This window comes from Marinifilum sp. JC120, assembly GCA_004923195.1.
Taxonomy (GTDB): domain Bacteria; phylum Desulfobacterota; class Desulfovibrionia; order Desulfovibrionales; family Desulfovibrionaceae; genus Maridesulfovibrio.
On the sequence record RDSB01000004.1, the window covers coordinates 87,309 to 107,080 of the forward strand.

The 19,772-nt window shown below is 42.5% G+C and carries 17 protein-coding genes and 1 pseudogene; 11 read left to right on the forward strand and 7 right to left on the reverse strand.

The window, feature by feature from the left end; genetic code table 11:
- Window positions 1-4: 4 nt before the first annotated feature.
- From D0S45_05665 to D0S45_05695, 7 genes and pseudogenes are all read right to left on the reverse strand, one after another.
- Complete coding sequence (locus D0S45_05665) at window positions 5-1,876, reverse strand: polysaccharide biosynthesis protein (GenBank protein TIH18043.1); 1,872 nt, start codon at window positions 1,874-1,876, stop codon at window positions 5-7.
- A 3-nt stretch (window positions 1,877-1,879) separates the two neighbouring features.
- On the reverse strand, window positions 1,880-2,974 hold the full coding sequence (locus tag D0S45_05670) for an aminotransferase DegT (protein TIH18180.1): 1,095 nt from the start codon (window positions 2,972-2,974) through the stop codon (window positions 1,880-1,882).
- Window positions 2,975-3,079: 105 nt separating this feature from the next.
- A complete protein-coding gene (locus D0S45_05675; protein ID TIH18044.1) occupies window positions 3,080-4,108 on the reverse strand; it encodes a hypothetical protein in 1,029 nt (342 codons plus the stop codon).
- Window positions 4,083-5,478 (reverse strand): annotated as a pseudogene (locus D0S45_05680) (MBOAT family protein). Before D0S45_05680 ends, D0S45_05675 begins: the two are co-directional and overlap by 26 nt.
- 350 nt (window positions 5,479-5,828) lie before the next feature.
- A complete protein-coding gene (locus D0S45_05685; protein TIH18045.1) occupies window positions 5,829-6,470 on the reverse strand; it encodes an acetyltransferase in 642 nt (213 codons plus the stop codon).
- A 114-nt stretch (window positions 6,471-6,584) separates the two neighbouring features.
- A complete protein-coding gene (locus tag D0S45_05690) occupies window positions 6,585-7,187 on the reverse strand; it encodes a sugar transferase (protein TIH18181.1) in 603 nt (200 codons plus the stop codon).
- A 2-nt stretch (window positions 7,188-7,189) separates the two neighbouring features.
- On the reverse strand, window positions 7,190-8,299 hold the full coding sequence (locus D0S45_05695; protein TIH18046.1) for a glycosyltransferase family 1 protein: 1,110 nt from the start codon (window positions 8,297-8,299) through the stop codon (window positions 7,190-7,192).
- A gap of 275 nt (window positions 8,300-8,574) precedes the next feature.
- Here D0S45_05695 and D0S45_05700 point away from each other — a divergent pair, with 275 nt between their 5' ends.
- The 11 genes from D0S45_05700 to D0S45_05750 all read left to right on the forward strand — a co-directional run bounded on the left by D0S45_05700 (window position 8,575) and on the right by D0S45_05750 (window position 19,678).
- Window positions 8,575-10,401 carry a hypothetical protein gene (locus D0S45_05700; protein ID TIH18047.1) on the forward strand — a complete coding sequence of 609 codons (1,827 nt, stop codon included), beginning with the start codon at window positions 8,575-8,577 and terminating at the stop codon, window positions 10,399-10,401.
- Between the two features lie 137 nt (window positions 10,402-10,538).
- Window positions 10,539-11,966, forward strand: coding sequence for an NDP-hexose 2,3-dehydratase (locus D0S45_05705; protein ID TIH18048.1), 1,428 nt, complete (start codon window positions 10,539-10,541; stop codon window positions 11,964-11,966).
- A 2-nt stretch (window positions 11,967-11,968) separates the two neighbouring features.
- Window positions 11,969-12,955 carry a gfo/Idh/MocA family oxidoreductase gene (locus D0S45_05710; GenBank protein ID TIH18049.1) on the forward strand — a complete coding sequence of 329 codons (987 nt, stop codon included), beginning with the start codon at window positions 11,969-11,971 and terminating at the stop codon, window positions 12,953-12,955.
- Window positions 12,948-14,036 (forward strand): DegT/DnrJ/EryC1/StrS family aminotransferase, encoded by a 1,089-nt coding sequence (locus D0S45_05715; protein ID TIH18050.1) that lies wholly within the window; start codon window positions 12,948-12,950, stop codon window positions 14,034-14,036. Before D0S45_05710 ends, D0S45_05715 begins: the two co-directional genes overlap by 8 nt.
- 123 nt (window positions 14,037-14,159) lie before the next feature.
- Window positions 14,160-15,131: a glycosyltransferase gene (locus D0S45_05720; protein ID TIH18051.1), complete on the forward strand. Its 972-nt coding sequence runs from the start codon at window positions 14,160-14,162 to the stop codon at window positions 15,129-15,131.
- Window positions 15,132-15,332: 201 nt separating this feature from the next.
- Window positions 15,333-16,010 (forward strand): hypothetical protein, encoded by a 678-nt coding sequence (locus tag D0S45_05725; GenBank protein ID TIH18052.1) that lies wholly within the window; start codon window positions 15,333-15,335, stop codon window positions 16,008-16,010.
- Between the two features lie 85 nt (window positions 16,011-16,095).
- Window positions 16,096-17,031: a hypothetical protein gene (locus tag D0S45_05730; GenBank protein TIH18053.1), complete on the forward strand. Its 936-nt coding sequence runs from the start codon at window positions 16,096-16,098 to the stop codon at window positions 17,029-17,031.
- A gap of 50 nt (window positions 17,032-17,081) precedes the next feature.
- Window positions 17,082-18,068, forward strand: coding sequence for a ketoacyl-ACP synthase III (locus D0S45_05735; protein ID TIH18182.1), 987 nt, complete (start codon window positions 17,082-17,084; stop codon window positions 18,066-18,068).
- Entirely contained in the window at window positions 18,068-18,304 is a 237-nt protein-coding gene (locus D0S45_05740) for an acyl carrier protein (GenBank protein TIH18054.1), read from the forward strand. The genes D0S45_05735 and D0S45_05740 overlap by 1 nt, the downstream gene beginning before the upstream one ends.
- A 3-nt stretch (window positions 18,305-18,307) precedes the next feature.
- Window positions 18,308-18,970, forward strand: a complete 663-nt coding sequence (locus D0S45_05745; GenBank protein TIH18055.1) for an acetyltransferase — start codon at window positions 18,308-18,310, stop codon at window positions 18,968-18,970.
- A gap of 63 nt (window positions 18,971-19,033) precedes the next feature.
- Complete coding sequence (locus tag D0S45_05750) at window positions 19,034-19,678, forward strand: class I SAM-dependent methyltransferase (GenBank protein ID TIH18056.1); 645 nt, start codon at window positions 19,034-19,036, stop codon at window positions 19,676-19,678.
- The last annotated feature ends 94 nt before the right edge of the window (window positions 19,679-19,772 follow it).

Here is a 19,772-nt window from a genome sequence, read left to right on the forward strand (position 1 = left end):
CCTTTTATCCCTCTTCATCAAATTCAGGAACAACCGTATGCAGCATGGCTCTAACCCCGTCTCCATGGAATTTATCCGCAGCATCCCTCAAGTCACCTAATTGACCTTTAAATTTAACGCAGTAAGCTTCGATATCATTTTCAAAGCCTTTCAGGACCATGATCTTATCATGTTCTGTGCGGACTATGCCTTCGCCCTCGGTGATCAGTTCTTCGTAAAGTTTTTCGCCTTCGCGCAGACCGCTGAAGACAATTTCAATATCTTTGCCCGGCTCTTTGCCGGAGAGTCTGATGAGGTCGTGGGCCATGTCGGCGATTTTGACGGGTTCGCCCATTTCGAGAATGAAAATTTCACCGCCATCAGCCATTACCCCGGCTTGCAGGATTAGCTGGGCTGCTTCGGAGATGGACATGAAGTAGCGGGTCACATCTTTGTGGGTGACGGTTACTGGGCCGCCTTTTTCGATCTGGCGGCGGAAAAGAGGAACTACCGAGCCGGATGAACCGACCACATTTCCGAAGCGCACGGCCATGAAAGTTGTTTTAGAACCATGGAACAAGCGCATGAGCAGTTCAGTCACACGTTTGGATGCACCCATAATGTTTGTCGGCCGCACTGCTTTGTCTGTTGATACGGTTACAAAGCGGGCTACTCCGTGTTTGTCCGCAGCGGTCATGACGTTTTTGGTTCCGCAGATGTTGTTGTGCACAGCCTGCCATGGATTGCGTTCCATCATGGGGACATGCTTATAGGCGGCGGCGTGGAATACCGTGTGCGGCTTGTATTTGCTGAAGGTCTCATCCATGAGTTTCTGGTCCTGCACAGAAGCTAGGACGGTTACATAGTCATGGAATTTCAGTTCATGGTGCAGTTCCATCTGGATGCCATAGAGGTTGGCTTCACTGGAATCTACAAGAATGAGCTTGGCAGGGTTAAAGCGTACTACCTGACGGACCAGCTCGGAACCGATGGACCCGCCGCAACCGGTTACCAATACGGTCTTGCCGGAAAGGTAATCGCTGATGGCGGTTGTATCCAGCTGCACAGGAGCGCGTCCCAGTAAATCCTGGTAGCTTACATCGCGCAGGGCCTTGATGCCTACCTTCCCATTGATAATCTCATCCATACCGGGCAGGATTTTGTATGGCAATCCGGTTTCTTTGCATTCGTCGATAATCTCACGCATCTGTTCACCGGAAGCCTCGGCAATAGCAATGAGGATTTCGTTTACGCACTTGTTTTGTACCAGTTCCTGCAAATCGGATAGAGGACCAAGTACGGGGACTCCGTGGATGGTCCTTCCGCGCTTACTTTTGTCGTTGTCCAGAAATCCTACGGGTAAATATTTGAGCTGACCGCTACTCCTGATTTCACGGACGACCTTTTCCCCGGCCCGTCCGGCCCCGATGATCAGGACATTGTTACCGTCCACAGGACAGGATTCCGGTGAGAGTTGGATTGAATTACCATCTTTATAGGCATAGAAGGAGCGGATCATGACTCGCATACCGCCGCACATGAATACGGTGAGCATCCAGTCGATGATGAATACCCCGCGGGAAAAGCCGCCGAAGCCGAATTTGTAAAGAACCACGGTGACCAGAATCAGTGATTGCAGAAAGGTTGCCTCAAGGATGTGCCAGAGATCACGCAAGCTGGTATAGCGCCACATGCCCCGGTAAAGTCCCAGCCCAAGAAAAACTGAAAATTTAATAACTACAGCATATTTGAGTAGTTCAACACACTGGACGTTTGCAAATTCAGGCAGGCTGAAGTCAAAACGGAACAAGTACGCCCCGTAAAAGGCTGCGGCAAAGATCAGCAGGTCCAGCAGGACCATTAAATAAAAATTAGCGTTACGCAGGTTGTGGAGCATATTTTATTTTCCGCATCCTTTAATCAGGTCTACGATTCTTTGCAGGTCATCGGCTGTCATTGCTGTGCCGGAAGGCAGGCAGAGACCTCGTTCAAACAGATCTTCGCTGACCTTGCCGCCGAATACGGTGTTGTCTTTAAAAACCGGCTGATTGTGCATGGGCTTCCAGACCGGACGTGATTCGATGTTTTCTTTTTCAAGTCCGATGCGAATTTCATCGGGGGAAGCACCGAACTTATTTTTATCTACCAGCATGACCGAAAGCCAGCGGTTGCACTTACCGTAATCCGCTTCGGGCATGAAAGATATGCCGGAGCAGGAACCGAGTTCCTGTTCATAATAATCAAAAATTTCCCTTTTACGTTTAACGCGCTCAGGAATTACTTCCACCTGTCCGCGTCCCACAGCAGCAACGACGTTGGACATGCGGTAGTTATAGCCGATTTCCTTGTGTTCGTAGTACGGTTCAGGTTCTTTGGCCTGCTGGGAAAGCCAGCGGGCGCGGGCGATCATTTCTTCGTTATCAGAGGCCAGAAGGCCGCCCCCGGAACTGGTGATGATTTTATTTCCGTTAAAGGAGTAGGCAGCCATGAGCGCGCCTTTGCCCGAATGTTTACCTTTATAGGATGCTCCTACAGATTCAGCTGCGTCTACAATGAGGGGGATGGAGTGCGGTTCAAGGATTTCAAGAATGCGATCGTAATCGGCGCATTGGCCGTAAAGATCGGTCGGGATGACCGCTTTGGGCTTGCGTCCGATGGAAATATAATGATCTACGGCTTCGGCCAGCAGTTCCGGGTCCATGTTCCATGATTTGTAATCACTGTCTATAAAGACTGGCTCCGCGCCTATGAAGGTGACCGGGCTTACGCTGCCTATAAAGGTAAGAGAAGAAGCAATGACCACATCTCCCGGCTGAACTCCTACAATGCGCAGGGCGAGGTGCAGGGCCGCTGTTCCGCTGGAAAGTGCCGCGCAGTGACCGAACCCGGTAAGCTTTGAGAAATCCTGTTCAAATCCGTTAACCATAGGCCCAAGCGGGGCAATGAAATTGCTTTCAAAAGCCTGGCGGACATATTCCTGTTCATTGCCTCCCATATGCGGGGGGGAAAGATATATGCGTTTGTTATTGCTTGCGGACACTTGCGGGATTCCTTTGTTTCAAATTGTTATTTAAGTTTCTTGGGTGGTTTAACCTGATGTCTATAGTGACCCTGTTTCCGTTAAAGTTTTTAATTTATCTAGCATTTGGGCTGAATATATTTCTCGTCCACTGGAGTTGAGATGCCCTTTGTCTGCCCAGTATTCTGGAGTGGGGGGGACTGCATGTACCAAGTTAATAATTGGAGCATGTATTTCATCTTTTATACGTTTCAAATTGAAATCCTTTGGTGTTTTCATGCTTGCCGCAAGGTAGATAAAGACCTTGATTCCCTTCTTTTGGGCCATAGAAATGATATAGTTGAAAAAATCAACGTTTTTTTTACGGATATGGGACAGGTCCTTCATAGGGAGGGTCGCGATGTCATGTGCATCAAGATCTGTGCCGCAAAGAATTCCATCCCCGTTACTGAGTTTTACGATATTAACTTTCTTTGCGTGAGTAGCGGTGTGTCCTTTTTGTTTTGTCGGGGTTTTGGGCATATAGCCAAATATCAGCTTGTTCAAATATGCTTTGCTTTTCTCGCATAAGGTTACAGCATATCGGGAGATTAGAGATAGTTGTTCTAGGTAACCTAATGAAAAATGTCCAACAGTTGCAAGGGGGAGACCACATTTTATTTGCGCGAGAATGTCTAAAGTCCCAGGAGTCGGGATTCTGTTTTCAAAATCTTCAAACAACCATGGGACATTAAGTTCCAAGGCAATTGCTTTCGGATTCATTTTTATTGCGGAGTCTACCATGCTTGGGTAGCTAAGCGGGAAATGCGAGACTAAACTTAAATTGTAACTTGTAATTCCTTTTTTGGTTAAGAAGTTTGTGTCAACATGATATCGTGTAAGTGAGCTGCCAATGAAAATGACGTCAACTTTGGTTGGCGCGGGAAATCTTTTTCTCATGTGTTCTGCTTTAGAAGATAGAACATCGATATAGTACTCAGATGTTGTCCTTTTGCTTTCATAAAGAGAAATAGCGATGTCGGCAAAGAAGAAACATGCCAAGAGGCACGTTAAGAAAAAAAATATTAGTTTACTACTTTTCTTATTAGAATTGAAAATATAAAAATTCATTTGCATTCCATATTATGATTGTTGCTAGTGCGGTGAAGGTTGTTATACTTGCAATTGCTACATATAGAGGTTTTTCATATATTTTTTCATCAATGTATTCATTGGAGTTTTTTGCGAATAAGCAGATTGTAAAACCTGCTAAAATGGATATAATTGGGAGTATGTAGTATTTGCTTAGAGGTAGGGCCGGGTGACACATTTTAGTAGCTATTGCGTAAAAATCATGCAAATTATCGGATCGAAAGAGAATCCAAGCGAAATTGACAAATAGAAAAGTTATAAAACAGCTTAAAAAATTGTTCAATCTTATGTTTAGATTGTTCCATATTCGGTGAACAGCCAAGGCAAACCCATGGCATATTCCCCATAGAATGAATGTCCAGCCTGCGCCATGCCAAAGACCTGCTATGAAAAAGACCTGCTATGAAAAAGACTAAAAGAAGGTTGAGACAGGTTCTGACCTTTCCCTTTCGATTGCCTCCCAATGGAATATAAAGGTAGTTCTTGAGGAATCGGCCTAGCGTTATGTGCCATCTTCTCCAGAAGTCCTGAATAGAGGTTGCTTTGTATGGAGAATTGAAATTTTGGGGCAGCTTTATGCCAAACATCATTGCTGCTCCAAGTGCCATGTCTGTGTAGCCGCTAAAATCAAAGTAAAGTTGAAATGTGTAGCTTAAGCTGGTGACCCATGCACTGATAAAGTTAAGGGAGTGGATATTCTCAAAGCCCATATTAGCCCAAATTGAAAAATAGTCGGCAATGATAACTTTTTTAAAAAGTCCAAATGAAAGCAGAACCAAACCAGCCAGAATATTATTCCATATATGTGATTTGAATTGTTTTGCGTAGAATTGCGGCACAATTTCTTTGAATTGAACAATTGGTCCTGCTATTAATTGTGGAAAAAATGAAATGAATAGTATGTAGTCGATAAACTTAGATTTTTTTATCTCACCTTTATAACAATCTTGTAGGTAAGCAATCTGTTGGAATGTAAAAAAACTGATTGCAAGTGGTAATATAATATCGAGTCGTGCAGTGTTGAGGTGAAGCAGTTGAGTGGTTGTGTTTAAAAGGAAGTCAGCATATTTATAGTAACCGATCAAAAGAATATTAAAAGTGATCCCAGTATATAAAATAAGTCTTCTATGAATGTTTTTGATATCCAGTATAAACATGGAACATGTGTAATTTATGATTATCGAAGATAGAAACAGAATTAGATAATAAGGATTCCAGTAAGTGTAAAAAAATAAAGAACATCCTATTAGCCATAACTTGGAGATAGTGCATTTTCCATTTATAAATAGAAAAATAAACACACAAATTGGTAGAAATATAAGAAGATAATTGAGTGAATTAAATAGCAAAGTTTTACCTTGTTATCAATGTTGCTGTTTTTTTTTTGTTATATAGGAATTTATTGAGTCGTTGTAAGTTGCTTATTGTGGTTACACCATGGTGTTTTTGACCATGAAGGAGACTGGTCTGTAACTGACTTGTATTTCGTAATGATGCTTAGTCCTTATTGGATAAGGTGCAAGCACATAATGAACAGAGTATATGTTTTTTAGGTGCCGAATTACCGTATGTTGTCTGCGAAAAGTTTTGAAATTTTATTCATTGTATACTCCATCAGTATTCATCGGGTCTAATATAATATTTTTAGTTTTTAGTATAGGTTTGGTAGGTGTGGGGGGAAGTGTCTATAATGATTGAATTAAAAGGTTTTTTTCTGTGTTGAGCCAGCCAGGCGGGCTGGTGCTCCGGTGGCAGTGGCGCCCTCAGGAATATCCTTTAAGGCTGTTGAACCACCGCCAAGTACGGCTTTGGGACTGAGAGTTAACCGTGGTAAAACAGTAGCTCCAATGCCGACCATGGCTTCCTCGTCTACGGTCACCTCGCCGCCGAGTGTCGCGCCCGGTGCAATGTGAGCATGTGGTCCGATTACGTTGTGATGCTCAATGGTCGAATTGGTATTGATGATAGTGTTGTCTTTTATTTCAGCACCAGTGTTGATGACCGTTCCGGCTAGAATCATGCATCCGTCACCTATTTTTACATTGGGAGCGATAATTGCCGAGGGATGGATGACTGTGAAAAGTTGTTCCCCGGACTCAGTCAATTCAGTGAAAAAATTTTTGCGCAATTCATTGTTGCCAAGGGCGAGTACAATGCCATCATGCTCAATCTTGCTGATTGCTGCATTGCCGCCGGGAACGGGAATTTTCATTACATCCTTACCATGTAGCTCTGGGTTTTCATCCACAAAAGCAACTGGTTCAGCTTCTTCCATTTGCAAAAGTGCATCAGCGACAACCTGTCCGTGTCCACCGGCTCCCATGATGATAATTTTCTTCATTATTTATCTCTGTTGCGTCCAGCCATAAATGGTAGCGAAGCTAGTTAAAAAAGTTTGGGATTCTTAAACCCTTTTCAAAGGATTTAAGGCCCTGGCAGGGTCGCCGAAGGCTTCTTATTTTTCCGGGTTGCCCATAAATTCCTGTGCTGTAGCCTGGCCGGGCTGAGAGATGCCTTCCCGTTTGAATACCCGGGCAACGGTCAGGTATAAAATTTTAATGTCCAGCAGCAGGTTACGGTTATCCACATACCAGACATCAAGTTTGAATTTGTCCTCCCAAGAAATTGCGTTGCGGCCGTTTACCTGAGCCCATCCGGTAATGCCGGGGAGCACATTGTGGCGGCGAGCCTGTTCTGGGGAGTAGCGCTCAAGGTACTGCATCAGCAGAGGCCGTGGGCCGACCAAAGACATATTTCCGAAAATGACGTTGACCAGCTCCGGAAGTTCGTCCAGCGAGGTGGAACGCAGAATACGCCCGAACCTGCTCAGCCGCTCGGAGTCAGGAAGCAGGCTGCCGTACTCGTCCTTTGCGTCGGACATGGTCTTGAATTTGATGATGTTGAAAGGCTTGCCGTGAAGACCCGGTCTGCGTTGGACAAAGAAGATACCACCGCCCATTTTTTTATGGATGGCAATGGCTACCCCGACCAGTACGGGAAAAAAAATAATCAGGGCTGAAGTTGAAACAACAAGGTCAAAACATCTTTTTACGGTCATCATTAAAGTCCCATGGCTTTCATTATGGTCGCATTGACCTTGTTTACATCAAATTTTTCTGTAGCATACTCGAGTGAAGCCTTGCCCATAAGCTGTATCATTTCCGGCTGGAGGATAAATTTTTCCATGGCCAGTTCCAATGCTGAAATATCTTTTACCGGAACCATGAACCCGTTGTGTCCTTCAATTACAGTTTCTCGGCATCCGGTGGTGTCCGTGGTCACGATTGGGCGTCCACTGGCCATGGCTTCCAGTACCGAGCGAGGAGTTCCTTCCCGATATGAAGGTAGCACGTAGGCGGAGCATTTTTCCAACTCTTCGCGCACATCGTCAACCGGACCGATGCATTCAACTCCGCCACTTTGCCATTTTGTGAGCAGATCGTCACTTATTGAATCCGGGCCGTGGTCGTGAGGGCCGACCAGTCGGAATTGAGCTTCAGGGTATTTTACCTTCAGTCGCAAGGAAGCTTCAGCAAATTCACGCACGCCTTTCTCTTTGAGCAAGCGGGAAATGCATAGAAAAACAGGACCATCCCCAGATACAGGAGAGCTGGTGTAGTAATTGAGATCTACCCCGGAGCCGTTGGTGATTACGGTCGGTTTGCTTTGCGGGATGATGCCCAGTTCTTTAAATAAATCCCGGTCATCAGGGTTCTGGAACATGACCGTGTTGTTGCAGGCCAGTCCTGCGTGGTACATGTTTTTGACCAGCTTGAAGAGCAGGCCGCGCTTGCCGGAAGTCTGTCCGAAGGCATAGCCCAGTCCGGTGATCATGGAATAAATATTTTTTGCCCCGGCCAATTTCGCAGCGATAGAACCGTATATTACTGGCTTGATCGTGTAGGAAAGAACCGCGTCCGGTTTGATTTGTCTGAGGATTTTTACCAACGCGAAAAGGGCAGCCAAATCTTTTATGGGATTCATGCCTGTGCGCTGGATGGGGGCTTCAATGAATTGAATTCCCATTTTAGTCAGTTTTTTCGGTACGTCCGGGGAATCAAGCGGCGCAATACCGTATATTTCGTGTCCGGCTCTTTTCATGGCCGTAAGCATTGGGCCGCGGAAGTTAATAAGTGACGGGCCGTAGCCGCCTATGACTGCGATTTTCATTGCTTCCTCCGGTAATTGGCGGACAATACTTGCGGTTTTGGGGGAGTGTCAATGTCAACGGTCCTGTGTCTTTTGTGTGCAGTGCTCGGCGTTGACTTATTATAGTATTATACGTAAGTCTGCTAGCTAATTTTAAATGTTATCAAAAATATGTAACTATTTTAATATAAATGACAAATGGTGAACGGAAGGGGTTGGATGATTGCTTTTTTGTTCTTACATAAATAAATGTAATTTCACTATATGTCTTTGAATTTACTTTATGGAATCAGTTTATGAAAACGGTCTCTTTTCTGAAAGATAATTATGTGGCTGTCTTATCGCTTGTATGTTTGGCAATGTGTTCGATTATGGCCTTTGTTTCATATCAGCATTATTTTGATATTTCTGATGAAGGTCTTTGTGCGTATTTATCCTGTGCCGGGAAAAATGTCATTACAAGTCAGCAGTGGTATTACCTGTCAAATTTATACGGGGAAATTTTCGGACAAACTTTATTGTCATACAGAAGTTTACTTTTTGTGAAATTTATTCTGGAAGGTCTTCTTTTAAGCTACGCTATTTGTGTATATTATGGTAACTGGCAGAGTTTTAAACTGAATTATAAAAAGTATATAGCTGTGTTTTCAGCGGTAGTCTGTGCGCAGTTCTCGCTTGTGCTATACGCTATACCTTCTTACAATTCATACGCAGCCTTTGCATCCTATCTTTGGGCTACGTCGTTGTTAATCTATCTGTCTCCTGAGCAAAAGCTATCAAGATTGTTTAGTGTCTCTGTATTAAATGCGTGTGCAATTATGCTTGGATTTATGGCAAAAGCTCCTTCAGGAATGGCCTTTGCGCTAGGTGCTGCTGTATTATTTCCTTGTTTTTATCTTTTTATAAATGGCAGAAAGGATATAAGTATCCCTACTGTCTTTTCTGTCGTAGGTATTGTCGGCGGATGTGTCCTTTATTATGTGTTGATATCTGAAGATCTTACCGCGACAATAAATTCTTACAAAGCCACAGGGGCTTCTGGTGTTTATGATCTTTATAAGGTGCTTTTGAGACATGTGCGGGATTTGGTAACCTCTGTCTTTTATCTTATAATGTTCTGCATTCCTCTTACATATGGTTTTTTTTGTGTTGCACAGAAAGACAAGGTGCGCCGGACTGGTTTGTTCTCTTTATGTATTGTTTTGGCTCTATCGGTTCTGTATTATTTTTGTGTAACCAGTACAAGGTTGCTACCGGAATTTATATATACTCAAAATATTATGGGCGTGCCCATGAGTAAAATATTATCGATAACTATTGATCATCCTAGATCAAAGATAGTGCTTTTTATGTGTTCGTTGTGCGTTTCTACATTTGCCTATAGGTACAGCGTGATAGGGGGGCTTAATGCTGGATTGCGTAGGGACATAGTTTTGTTTCTTACTGCGCTTTTCGCTTCTTTGGGGATGTCTGCCGGAACCAGCCTGCACATGGCATTTCATATGCACAATTCAGCAGGGTTGATCGCAGCTGTTTGTATTGTATTGTTTTTGACCAGAACTGACCTTTGCAAGCATGCAGGTATGTTTCTCGGATTTAATATCTTAATCTGTGCGATCATGCTTGTTGTTTTTCAGTATAGGTATAGCGTTAATGGTTATTACAGAGCACCTGCTTTTGAGATGCAAAAATCTTTTTCTGAAACAAGCGAGTTTTTGAAAGGTGTGCTGATTGATGCTGAGCGAGCGGAATTAATTGATCGGATGCAGGCCGGCCTTTTGAGCGTTGGCTTTGATTTTTCACATGATAAGATTTTTGTTTATCCTGTTTCTCCGGGGCTGCTTGCTGCGGTAGGGGTTAAAGCATATGGTTCGCTTTGGGCCGCAGAGCAAACTGTTGATTACACATGTCAAACTTTCAACTCGGAGACTGTTTCCTCTAATGAGCGGATTTATGTGCTGCGGGGAGGAAATCTTTTTCCCCCTATTAAAGACTGCCTTGAAATGCATGTCCGGAAATCTGATAGTTTTGTTGAAATTGATTTGGAAGAGTACAGCAACTTCAGGGAAGGCAAGCGGTTTCATTATTATCTAGAAGGTCCTTACCTGCCGATTATTAGATAGTCTGTTGCGGTTATGCGCTGGTGATCCTTGCTCTGCATTTTTAGCGGCATTGAACCTTCAGAAAAAAAAGTATACTGTGTTTAGTTGTTGTATGTATGTGTTTAAAATAATGAGATAATTAAGGTTGTATTGATTCAATGCGAAGAATGTTCAAACATAGCAATTTGCTTTTCTTAAAAAGCGCGTTGGCCAAAGATGGCATTTCTGGTGATATTGATTACGTGCTTAAGTGGATTAAATCTCAGGCAGATGCTGTTGATGTTATTGTAAAAAAGACAAGTTTTGATTGTCTCAAGTCGTGGTCAATAGCTGAAAATGGACGTTTGGAGCATGATACCGGGCGTTTTTTTTCCATTGACGGTATTCGCGTGCAGACTAATTGGGACGGCGGTGGCAAGTGGGATCAGCCCATAATTAACCAGCCTGAAATAGGGTACTTGGGATTTATTACCAAGGAATTCGATGGGGTTCTGCATTTTTTGGTTCAAGCCAAGATAGAGCCGGGTAATTTGAATAAGGTGCAATTGTCCCCCACTCTGCAGGCCACCCGGAGCAATTACACCCAAGTCCATAAAGGCAATAAGCCTCCATACTTGGATCATTTCAGGGAGGCAACTCCTGAGCAGATTCTGGTGGATCAACTGCAATCCGAGCAGGGAGCACGGTTTTTAAGAAAAAGAAACCGGAACATCATCATAAAAATTGATGAAGATATTCCTGTTAAAAAGAATTTTATCTGGCTTACATTGTGGCAGCTTAAAAAGCTTATGCATTATGAGAATGTTGTGAATATGGATACTCGGACTGTTGTTTCCGGCATAACATACGGATCTTTCGAAAGTGATACTTTTGAGCTTGTGTCCTACCTGTTGCGGGGTAATGGTCACTCCGCTCCGAAAGATGAATTCCTTCACTCAACCCTCTCTGTTGAACCGGCTGTTCATACAGAGGAAGAAATTATTACTTTCTTGACCCACCTGAAAAGTATTTACGACCTTGATGTAGAACGGATCCCCTTGCCCGAGGTGCAGGACTGGATTGTAAGTAATGATAGGATTCATCACAAGGAAGATAAATATTTTGAGGTGATCGCAGTTTCCGTTGCAATAGAAGGCAGGGAGGTTGGTTGCTGGGATCAGCCTATGATACACCCGATGCAAAGTGGTATTTGTGCTTTGGTATGCAAAAAAATTAATGGAGTGTTGCATTTTATTGTTCAGGCTAAGCTTGAATGCGGAAATCACGATATCATAGAGCTTGCCCCTACAGTACAATGTCTTACTGGTAATTATATAAGTTCTATTAAGATACTGCCGTTTTTGGAATATGTGCTCAATGCTAAACAGCAGAATATTGTACTTGATGTAATGCAATCTGAAGAGGGAGGACGTTTCTATCAGGAGATGAATCGCAACATAGTTATTCTTGCAGATGATGATTTCCCAGAGGAACTGCCACCGACTTATATATGGATGACGCTCAATCAATTGCATCGCTTTCTTAAGTTTAATAATTATCTTAACATTCAAATAAGAAGCCTCATTGCGGCCTTACCTTTTACATAATTATGACAAAAGTATTGAGAATTGGAGTCCTCGGCACTGCTAACATTGCTGTAAGGTCAGTGATCCCCTCCTTGCTAGGGCTTGACGGGGCTTATGAACTGGCAGGTATTGCAAGTCGCAATATAAAATCTGTTACCCAGATTGCTGAGCAATTTAATTGCAAATATTTTGTGGGCTATGACAGTCTGCTGGCTGAAAAGGATCTGGATGCTGTCTATATCCCCCTGCCGCCTTCGCTTCATTACGAATATGCGAAGAAGGCCTTGTCGCGCGGTTTGCACGTGCTGGTGGAGAAGCCTTTAGCCTGCTCTTTGGCTGAGGCTAGTGAATTGGTGGAGTTGGCAAGAGAAAATGAACTTGTAATATTGGAGAATTTTCAGTTCCAACGTCATTCACAACTGAAAACAATCCTTGACCTTGTTGCTGATGGGCGTATCGGTGATTTGCGTTGTGTGCGTAGTTCTTTCGGGTTTCCCCCGTTTAAAGAAGCGGATAACATCCGGTACCAGAAAAAACTTGGAGGCGGTGCTCTTCTGGATTCCGGAGCTTATCCTGCTAAAATTTCACAATATTTTTTAGGAGATGATGTTTCAGTCGGTGCGGCGAAGCTTTTTGTTGATCCACAGCGCGGTGTTGATACCTGGGGCGGTGCTTTTATTAAGCAGAACAATGGGCCGTTGTTTTCCGAGATAGCTTTTGGTTTTGACCATCACTACCAGTGCAGCCTTGAGCTTTGGGGAACAGAAGGGAAATTGTTCACAAATAGAATTTTTACAGCTCCTCCGGGGCTGAATCCCATTATTGAGTTATCGACTTCAGTCGGGAATGAAACGATTGAACTGCCTTCCGATGATCATTTTAAAAATATGCTTTTGTATTTTCATAGCCTTGCTACTGAAAAAAATGGATCACTGGAAAGCGTGTATAGAGAGTCCGTAACTCAAGCAAGGTTGCTCAAAGAGATTAAGGAGAAAGATGCAAATGGCTAAAACTTATGTTACAAAGCCTTCGTTGGCACCTCTTCATGAGTATACTAAGATTCTTGAAGGGGTCTGGGAGAGCGGAATCCTTACCCACAACGGGCCTTTGGTGCAGCAGTTAGAAAAAGATTTGCAAGCCAAGCTTGGTCTTGAGTATCTTGTTGCCGTCACGAACGGTACTGTTGCTCTCCAGTTGGCGATAAAAGCATTGGAATTGCAAGGCGAGATAATTACATCTCCCTTTACATGGGTGGCTACAGTCAGCGCTATTAAATGGGAAGGTTGCAGTCCTGTTTTCTGCGATATTGATCCGGAAACACTTAATATTGATCCTGATAAAATCGAAGCTCTTATAACGGACAAAACAGTTGCTATTATGCCGGTTCACGTTTTCGGTGTTCCGTGTGATGTTGATAAGATTGATGCCATTGCAAAAAAACACGGGCTTAAAGTGATTTATGATGCCGCACATGCAATCGGGTCTGAGGTGGATGGCAAGAGTGTATTAGATTACGGCGATATATCAGCTACAAGTTTTCACGCAACTAAGTTGTTTAATACTGGAGAAGGTGGAGGGTGTATCACTACTGATCCAGGATTATTTGAAAAATTGCGCAGGATCCGTTTTTTCGGGCATGATGCGCAAGGCCAGATCGTGGAAGATGGTTGTAATGGAAAAATGACTGAGATTCATGCCGCATTAGGTTTGGCCAATCTTAAATATTACGATGAGGTCTTTTCTGCTCGCAAAGCGGGATATGCTCTTTATAAGGAGTTGCTGGGCAATCTTCCGGGAGTTTCTTTTCAGGAGTGTAAGGTCGGTGTTCATAACTCCTCATATTTTACTGTAATTTTTGAAAATGAGCAGACATTACTCTCTGTAGTTCAAAAATTAAATGAAAAAAATCTGTATCCCCGTCGCTATTTTTACCCTTCGGTTAATACGTTCAGTAAAATAGTTGATTACCAACCTGCTCCCATATCGGAAGACATCTCGCCACGGATTCTGGCTCTGCCTCTTTTTTGGGAGCTGGAATCTGAAATTATTGAACAGATATCAAGTGTGGTTTTGGGTGTGTTGGGTAATTGATTGAATCGTAGTGACCATATTTTTATATCTGATGACTTTGTTCAAAAAGAGCAAGGCTATGATCTAATAATTAATAGTAGCTCATGATATTAATGTCAAAATTGTTTAATATAGGTATGGATTATGGATATTGATAAAAAGCCAACCATTTCAGTTTTAATGCCTGTCTTTAATAATCAGGACTCCTTACGTGAAAGCTTTATTCAGGTGTATGATGAGTATCGGAATAATTTCCCCCATTATGTCCTTGAAGTTTTATATATAAATGATGGTTCTCGTGACAATTCCTGGGATATATTGCAAGAATTGCAATTGGAATATCCAGAATATATTTCAACAGTAAATCTTACACGTAATTTTGGGCAGTTGGGTGCTTTGCTTGCAGGGTTTAAATTGGCTGCTGGTGATTCTATTGTGATTATGTCTGCTGACTTACAGGACTCCGCTACCACCATAACTGAAATGGTCCAGCTGCGAGAAAAGGGTAACGAGGTGGTGATTGCTTATCGTCAGGACCGACAGGATGGAGTTGTTGCGTCGGTTTTTTCAAAAGTGGCTTATGGGATGGCCCGGAAAGCAAATCCACAAATTCCTAAAGGTGGTTTTGATTATTACCTGCTATCGCGAAAAGCTGCTGATATTATATGTTCTTTTCAAGGGCAGCACAGGTTTCTTCAGGGCGATATCTTATGGTTAGGACTTCCAACTGCATTTATTCCATGCACTCGCCGAAAACGTAAGCATGGCAAGTCCGGGTGGACATTCTCCAAAAAGCTTAAAGCTTTTATTGATCTTGCTTTGGACTCTTCAAGTTTTCCTTTGCGAATGATGTCGTCCTTTGGTGCCATAGCGTCTTTGGGAGGGGTGTTCTACGCGGTGCTTATTTTTTTGCAATGGCTTTTGGGCAGTACTCCTTATTATGGCTGGTCTCCCATTATGATTACCATATTGATAATAGGTGGCGCTCTGATGATGATGTTAGGCGTTATTGGTGAATATATTTGGCGTATTTATGATATTCTCCAACAAAGACCTCCGTTTATAATAGAATCTATAAATGAATCTAGTGCCTCTTCCAAGGACGCTGAAATTTAAGCGGAGTGGCTGTGTGGGTAATGAGATTGCCTTGACATAGTAAGATATGCCAATTTATGCATGCACTTGATTCGTTGTGTTCCTTACTGGGATGGAATTATTTTCCGTTTTTTTGAAACGTCCATAAAAGTTATTTGATTTTGATAATCTGAAGCTGGGCCGTGCTATATATAAACTTGAATAGATAAGAGGGTTAAGCACATGCGTTTGGCTATCATGCAGCCATATTTTTTTCCCTATGTTGGGTATTTTCAGCTGATCGACAGGGTTGATAAGTTTGTAGTTTTAGATGATGTTAATTTTATTACAAGAGGTTGGGTCAACAGAAACCAGATTCTCCTTGGTGGAAAACCTTCTATGTTCAGCCTACCGCTTGAAAAGGCAAGTCAGAACAAGCTGATTTGTGAAATTGAAATAGCTGGTGGATATGAAAGGTGGGCTCAAAAGTTTTTAAAGACAATTAAGCATGCTTATAAGTCAGCTCCTTTTTTCGAGACTGCATACGAAGAAGTTGTAAGGGAGTCTTTGAATACGTCAGAGCGAAATTTGTCAGCCTTTATCGTTGCTACCCTCAAAATAATTTGTTCATATTGCAAAATTCAGACGGATATAATTGAGACTTCGCGTTTATACCCAAAAGCTGATTTAACAGGTGCAGACCGAATTATTGATATTTGTCGTAGATGTCAGGCGACAACGTATATAAATCCGTCTGGAGGATCAGAACTTTATGATGTAGAAGTATTTGCAAAACATGGCATTGAGCTTCAATTCTTTGATCCTGTCATTTCAGAATATTCTCATGGTGGAGTTGAATTTATATCGCATCTTTCTATTGTGGATCTCATTATGTGGAGGGAGGCTGGGAGTATTTATTGAAGTTGTGAGTAGGAAGTTCTGTGCTGGAAAATACAACTTTTTTTAATGTTTATGAGTACTTGTTGTTCACATAGGAGTTGTTAAGATGTTCAAATGGGGAAAGAAAGGAATTGTGTTGGCGCCGGATGATATTGGGGATTGGGCGATATCACATGCGCAGGTGCCAGTACCTTTGCTCCTAGAAGATAGGTTGCGTATTTTTTTCGCATGCAGATGTAGCAAAGGCCTTTCTCGGACAACCTATGCTGATGTTAAAAGAGAGGATCCAACCGAGGTAATATATGTTCATAATGAGCCCATTCTGGATCTTGGGCGCCATGGAGCATTCGATGAATTTGGTATTATGCCAAGTGGAGTCATTGCCACTGAAGGAAAGATCTATCTGTATTACGGGGCATGGTCCAGACTGAATTCAGAAGCAGCTTTTCATAATGGTTGTGGTCTCGCAATCAGTAGCGACGGTGGGAAGACGTTTAGAAAATTTGTTGGGCCAATATTTAGTAGAACACACGACGAGGAATTATGGTCTAGCTCTCCGTTTGTATATAAAGTAGGCGATGAATGGCGATGCTTATATACTCATGCTACTGATTGGGTGCAAGTTGGTGATAAGTTTGAGTCTACATACCATATTAAGCAGGTAACGTCAGATGATGGCATTTTCTGGAGTCGTGAAAGACCTGTTGCCATAGAGCAAAGGTCGAAAAATGAAGCTATAACACGTGCGTGCGCGATCAAGATGGACGACTGTTATCACTCCTGGTTTAGCTATAGATCGATATGCGACTACCGAGATGGGGTTGGGGCATACAAAATAGGATATGCTAAATCCAGAGACGGAATCGAGTGGAAAAGAGATGATTGCTTGGCAGGACTTCCTCTTGGGGAGGCTGGCGATTTTGACGATAAAATGCAGGCTTATCCATATGTAATTTTTGTGGATGGCAGGTGCTATATGTTTTATAACGGCAATAGTTTCGGTGAGCAGGGCTTTGCCTGCGCAGAACTTATCACAGAATAGAGATTAATGCTTTGTCTCAAGAAAGAAAGATAGGCTGCTCGATAGCAGCGCTGGATTATTATCTTCCGGAAAATATTCTAGTTAATGATGCATTGGGAGTTCAGTTCCCGGATTGGGATATAGCCAAAGCTGAGAAAAAGATTGGGATCAAGCAACGGCATATTGCTGCTAAGGATGAAACAGCACTCGATTTGGGCGAGAAAGCTGCTCGTAAGGTTCTTAAACGAATTGATGGCGATGTAGATTTCATTTTATTTTGCACGGAAACACCTGACTATGCCATACCTCCCAATGCGACCCTTCTCCAGAGTCGTTTGGGGCTTTCTACATCTATCGGAGCTTATGATTTCAACCTTGGATGTTCCGGTTTTGTTTTTGGATTAGCTCAGGCAAAGGGACTTATTTGTTCGGGGATAGCAAGGCGCGTTTTACTTGTTACTGCTGAAACGTACTCAAAGGTTATTAATCCTCTGGATAAGGGGAATCGGATAATTTTTGGGGATGCAGCCGCAGCGTGTATTCTCGAGAAAAGCAATGAATCGGGTATAGGTGAGTTTGTTTTTGGAACCGATGGTTCTCAAGGTATGACACTTGCGATTCCTAATAGTGGAATGCGTAGTACGTGGGACCCTGAAGCTGCACTAATCAAAGACCGTAACGGTAATGGCCGGACTGAAAATGATTTGTATATGGATGGTCCTGGAATATTTAACTTTACCTTGGATCGTGTCCCGGAGCTTTATGCTCAAACTCTGGCCCGTAATGATCTTGATATAGAATCACTTGACTTGGTGCTTTTTCATCAGGCCAATCGGTTTATGCTTAACCATTTGCGGATGAAGATGCAGATTCCTGCTGACAAATTTGTAGTTGATATGGAAGGGACAGGTAATACAGTTTCTTCAAGTATACCAATCGCGCTCAAAAATATTTGCAACAATACGGACTGTACCCTCTCAATTCTGCTGGCAGGATTTGGTGTTGGCTTATCTTGGGCCGGCACAGTTGTTACGATAAATAGCTGTGGAGTATTATAGTGAAATATTCTGATTTCTATAAGTCTCTGGAAATGGCCATAGACACTACAGAGGATATTGGCGGTGATACCGTACTTTCTGATTTGGAAAGTTACGATTCGTTAGCCATACTCGGTATCATTGCAATGACCGATGGTTCGTTCGGAAAGAAATTGACGACTGAAGATTTTGCCAAGGTAACGACGGCTTTCAGTTTGATTGAAATAATTGGTCAAAATTATTTTGAGGAGGACTGAGACATGAAAGACGTCATTCTATGGGGATGCGGTTTACTTGCTGATTTAGCCTATTTGTATCTTACTGAAGACTCGGAATATACCGTTCGTGGTTTTGTAGTGGATGACGAATATAATGAAATTAGTGAATTACACTCACTCCCTGTTGTGTCAAGAAGTGAAGTTACGAAGGTCTTTCCTCCTGAAAAATATTTGGCGTTTGTTCCTATGAGTCAGAAGGAAAACGGTAACCTTCGCAAGAGTAAGTATTATGACCTCAAGGCTGAAGGCTATGCGTTTATTTCCTATGTTAGTAGTAAAGCCCAAGTTTTTTCACACACAACTATAGGTGAGAATTGTTTTATTCTCGAAAATAATATTATTCAGCATTATGCTTCTGTCGGTGATAATGTTATTATGTGGAGTGGTAACCATCTAGGGCATCATTCTTCGCTTGGCAGTCATAGCTTTATAGCTTCTCAGGTGGTTATCTCTGGGCGTGTAACGGTCGGTGAAAAATGTTATATGGGTGTTAATAGTTGTATTGGTGATGACTTAACAATTGCTGATAATAATGTGATTGGTGCAGGAGCACTGGTAATGCGTAGCACCAAGCTTGGTCAGGTATTTGTTGAAAATCCAACAAAAATTTTTCCGATGAATAGTGACCAGATAGTTCTTAAGTAGATTGAGTGTTTAGTTTAAGTAAATGTTAATAGGTTGACATTATAATTTCGACCTGAGGTTGCCATGTCAAAAAAAGATTATTCCGTCATTCAAAATCACTATGAAAAATGTCTAAAGGAGCATGGCCCGAATCATTTGGGTGTTGATTGGCCCAACGCAAAGGATTTGGCTACCCGGTTTAATGTGATGTTAGACGTAATCAGAAAAGATACAATTGCTCCCTGCTCTCTTCTTGATTTAGGGTGTGGCGTAGGGTTATTGGCTGAGCATTTAATTATAGCAGAGATGCTTGGTTCTGTGAATTATCGTGGAGTCGACATATCGCAACCAATGATCGATCAAGCTCGGAAAAACTATGCTTCATTGAATTTTGAGGCTCACGATATCCTAGAGTCTCCCCTTGAAAAAGAAAGTGTTGATTATATTGTCATGAATGGAGTTCTTACTGAGAAGCTTACTTTATCATATGAAGAGATGGAATTTTTTGCGCAGCGTATAATTCAAGCAGCATTTGAAGCCTCTCGTATTGGTGTGGCCTTTAATGTAATGAATCACCATGTTGATTGGCAAAGGGATAGTTTATTTCATTGGCGTCTTGATGATTGCGTTGGCTATATTATCAAGAATTTAACACGTCATGTGGTTGTGCGTATGGATTATGGACTTTATGAATATACAGTGTACTTGTATAAAGAACCTAATGTGTGAGTAATTGTTAAAGAATAAGATCGTGAGGGCAGGGCAGGTAAAAGGTGATCCAGCCACATTTTTCTGGATAGCAGTAGAAATCGACAGTCTCAAT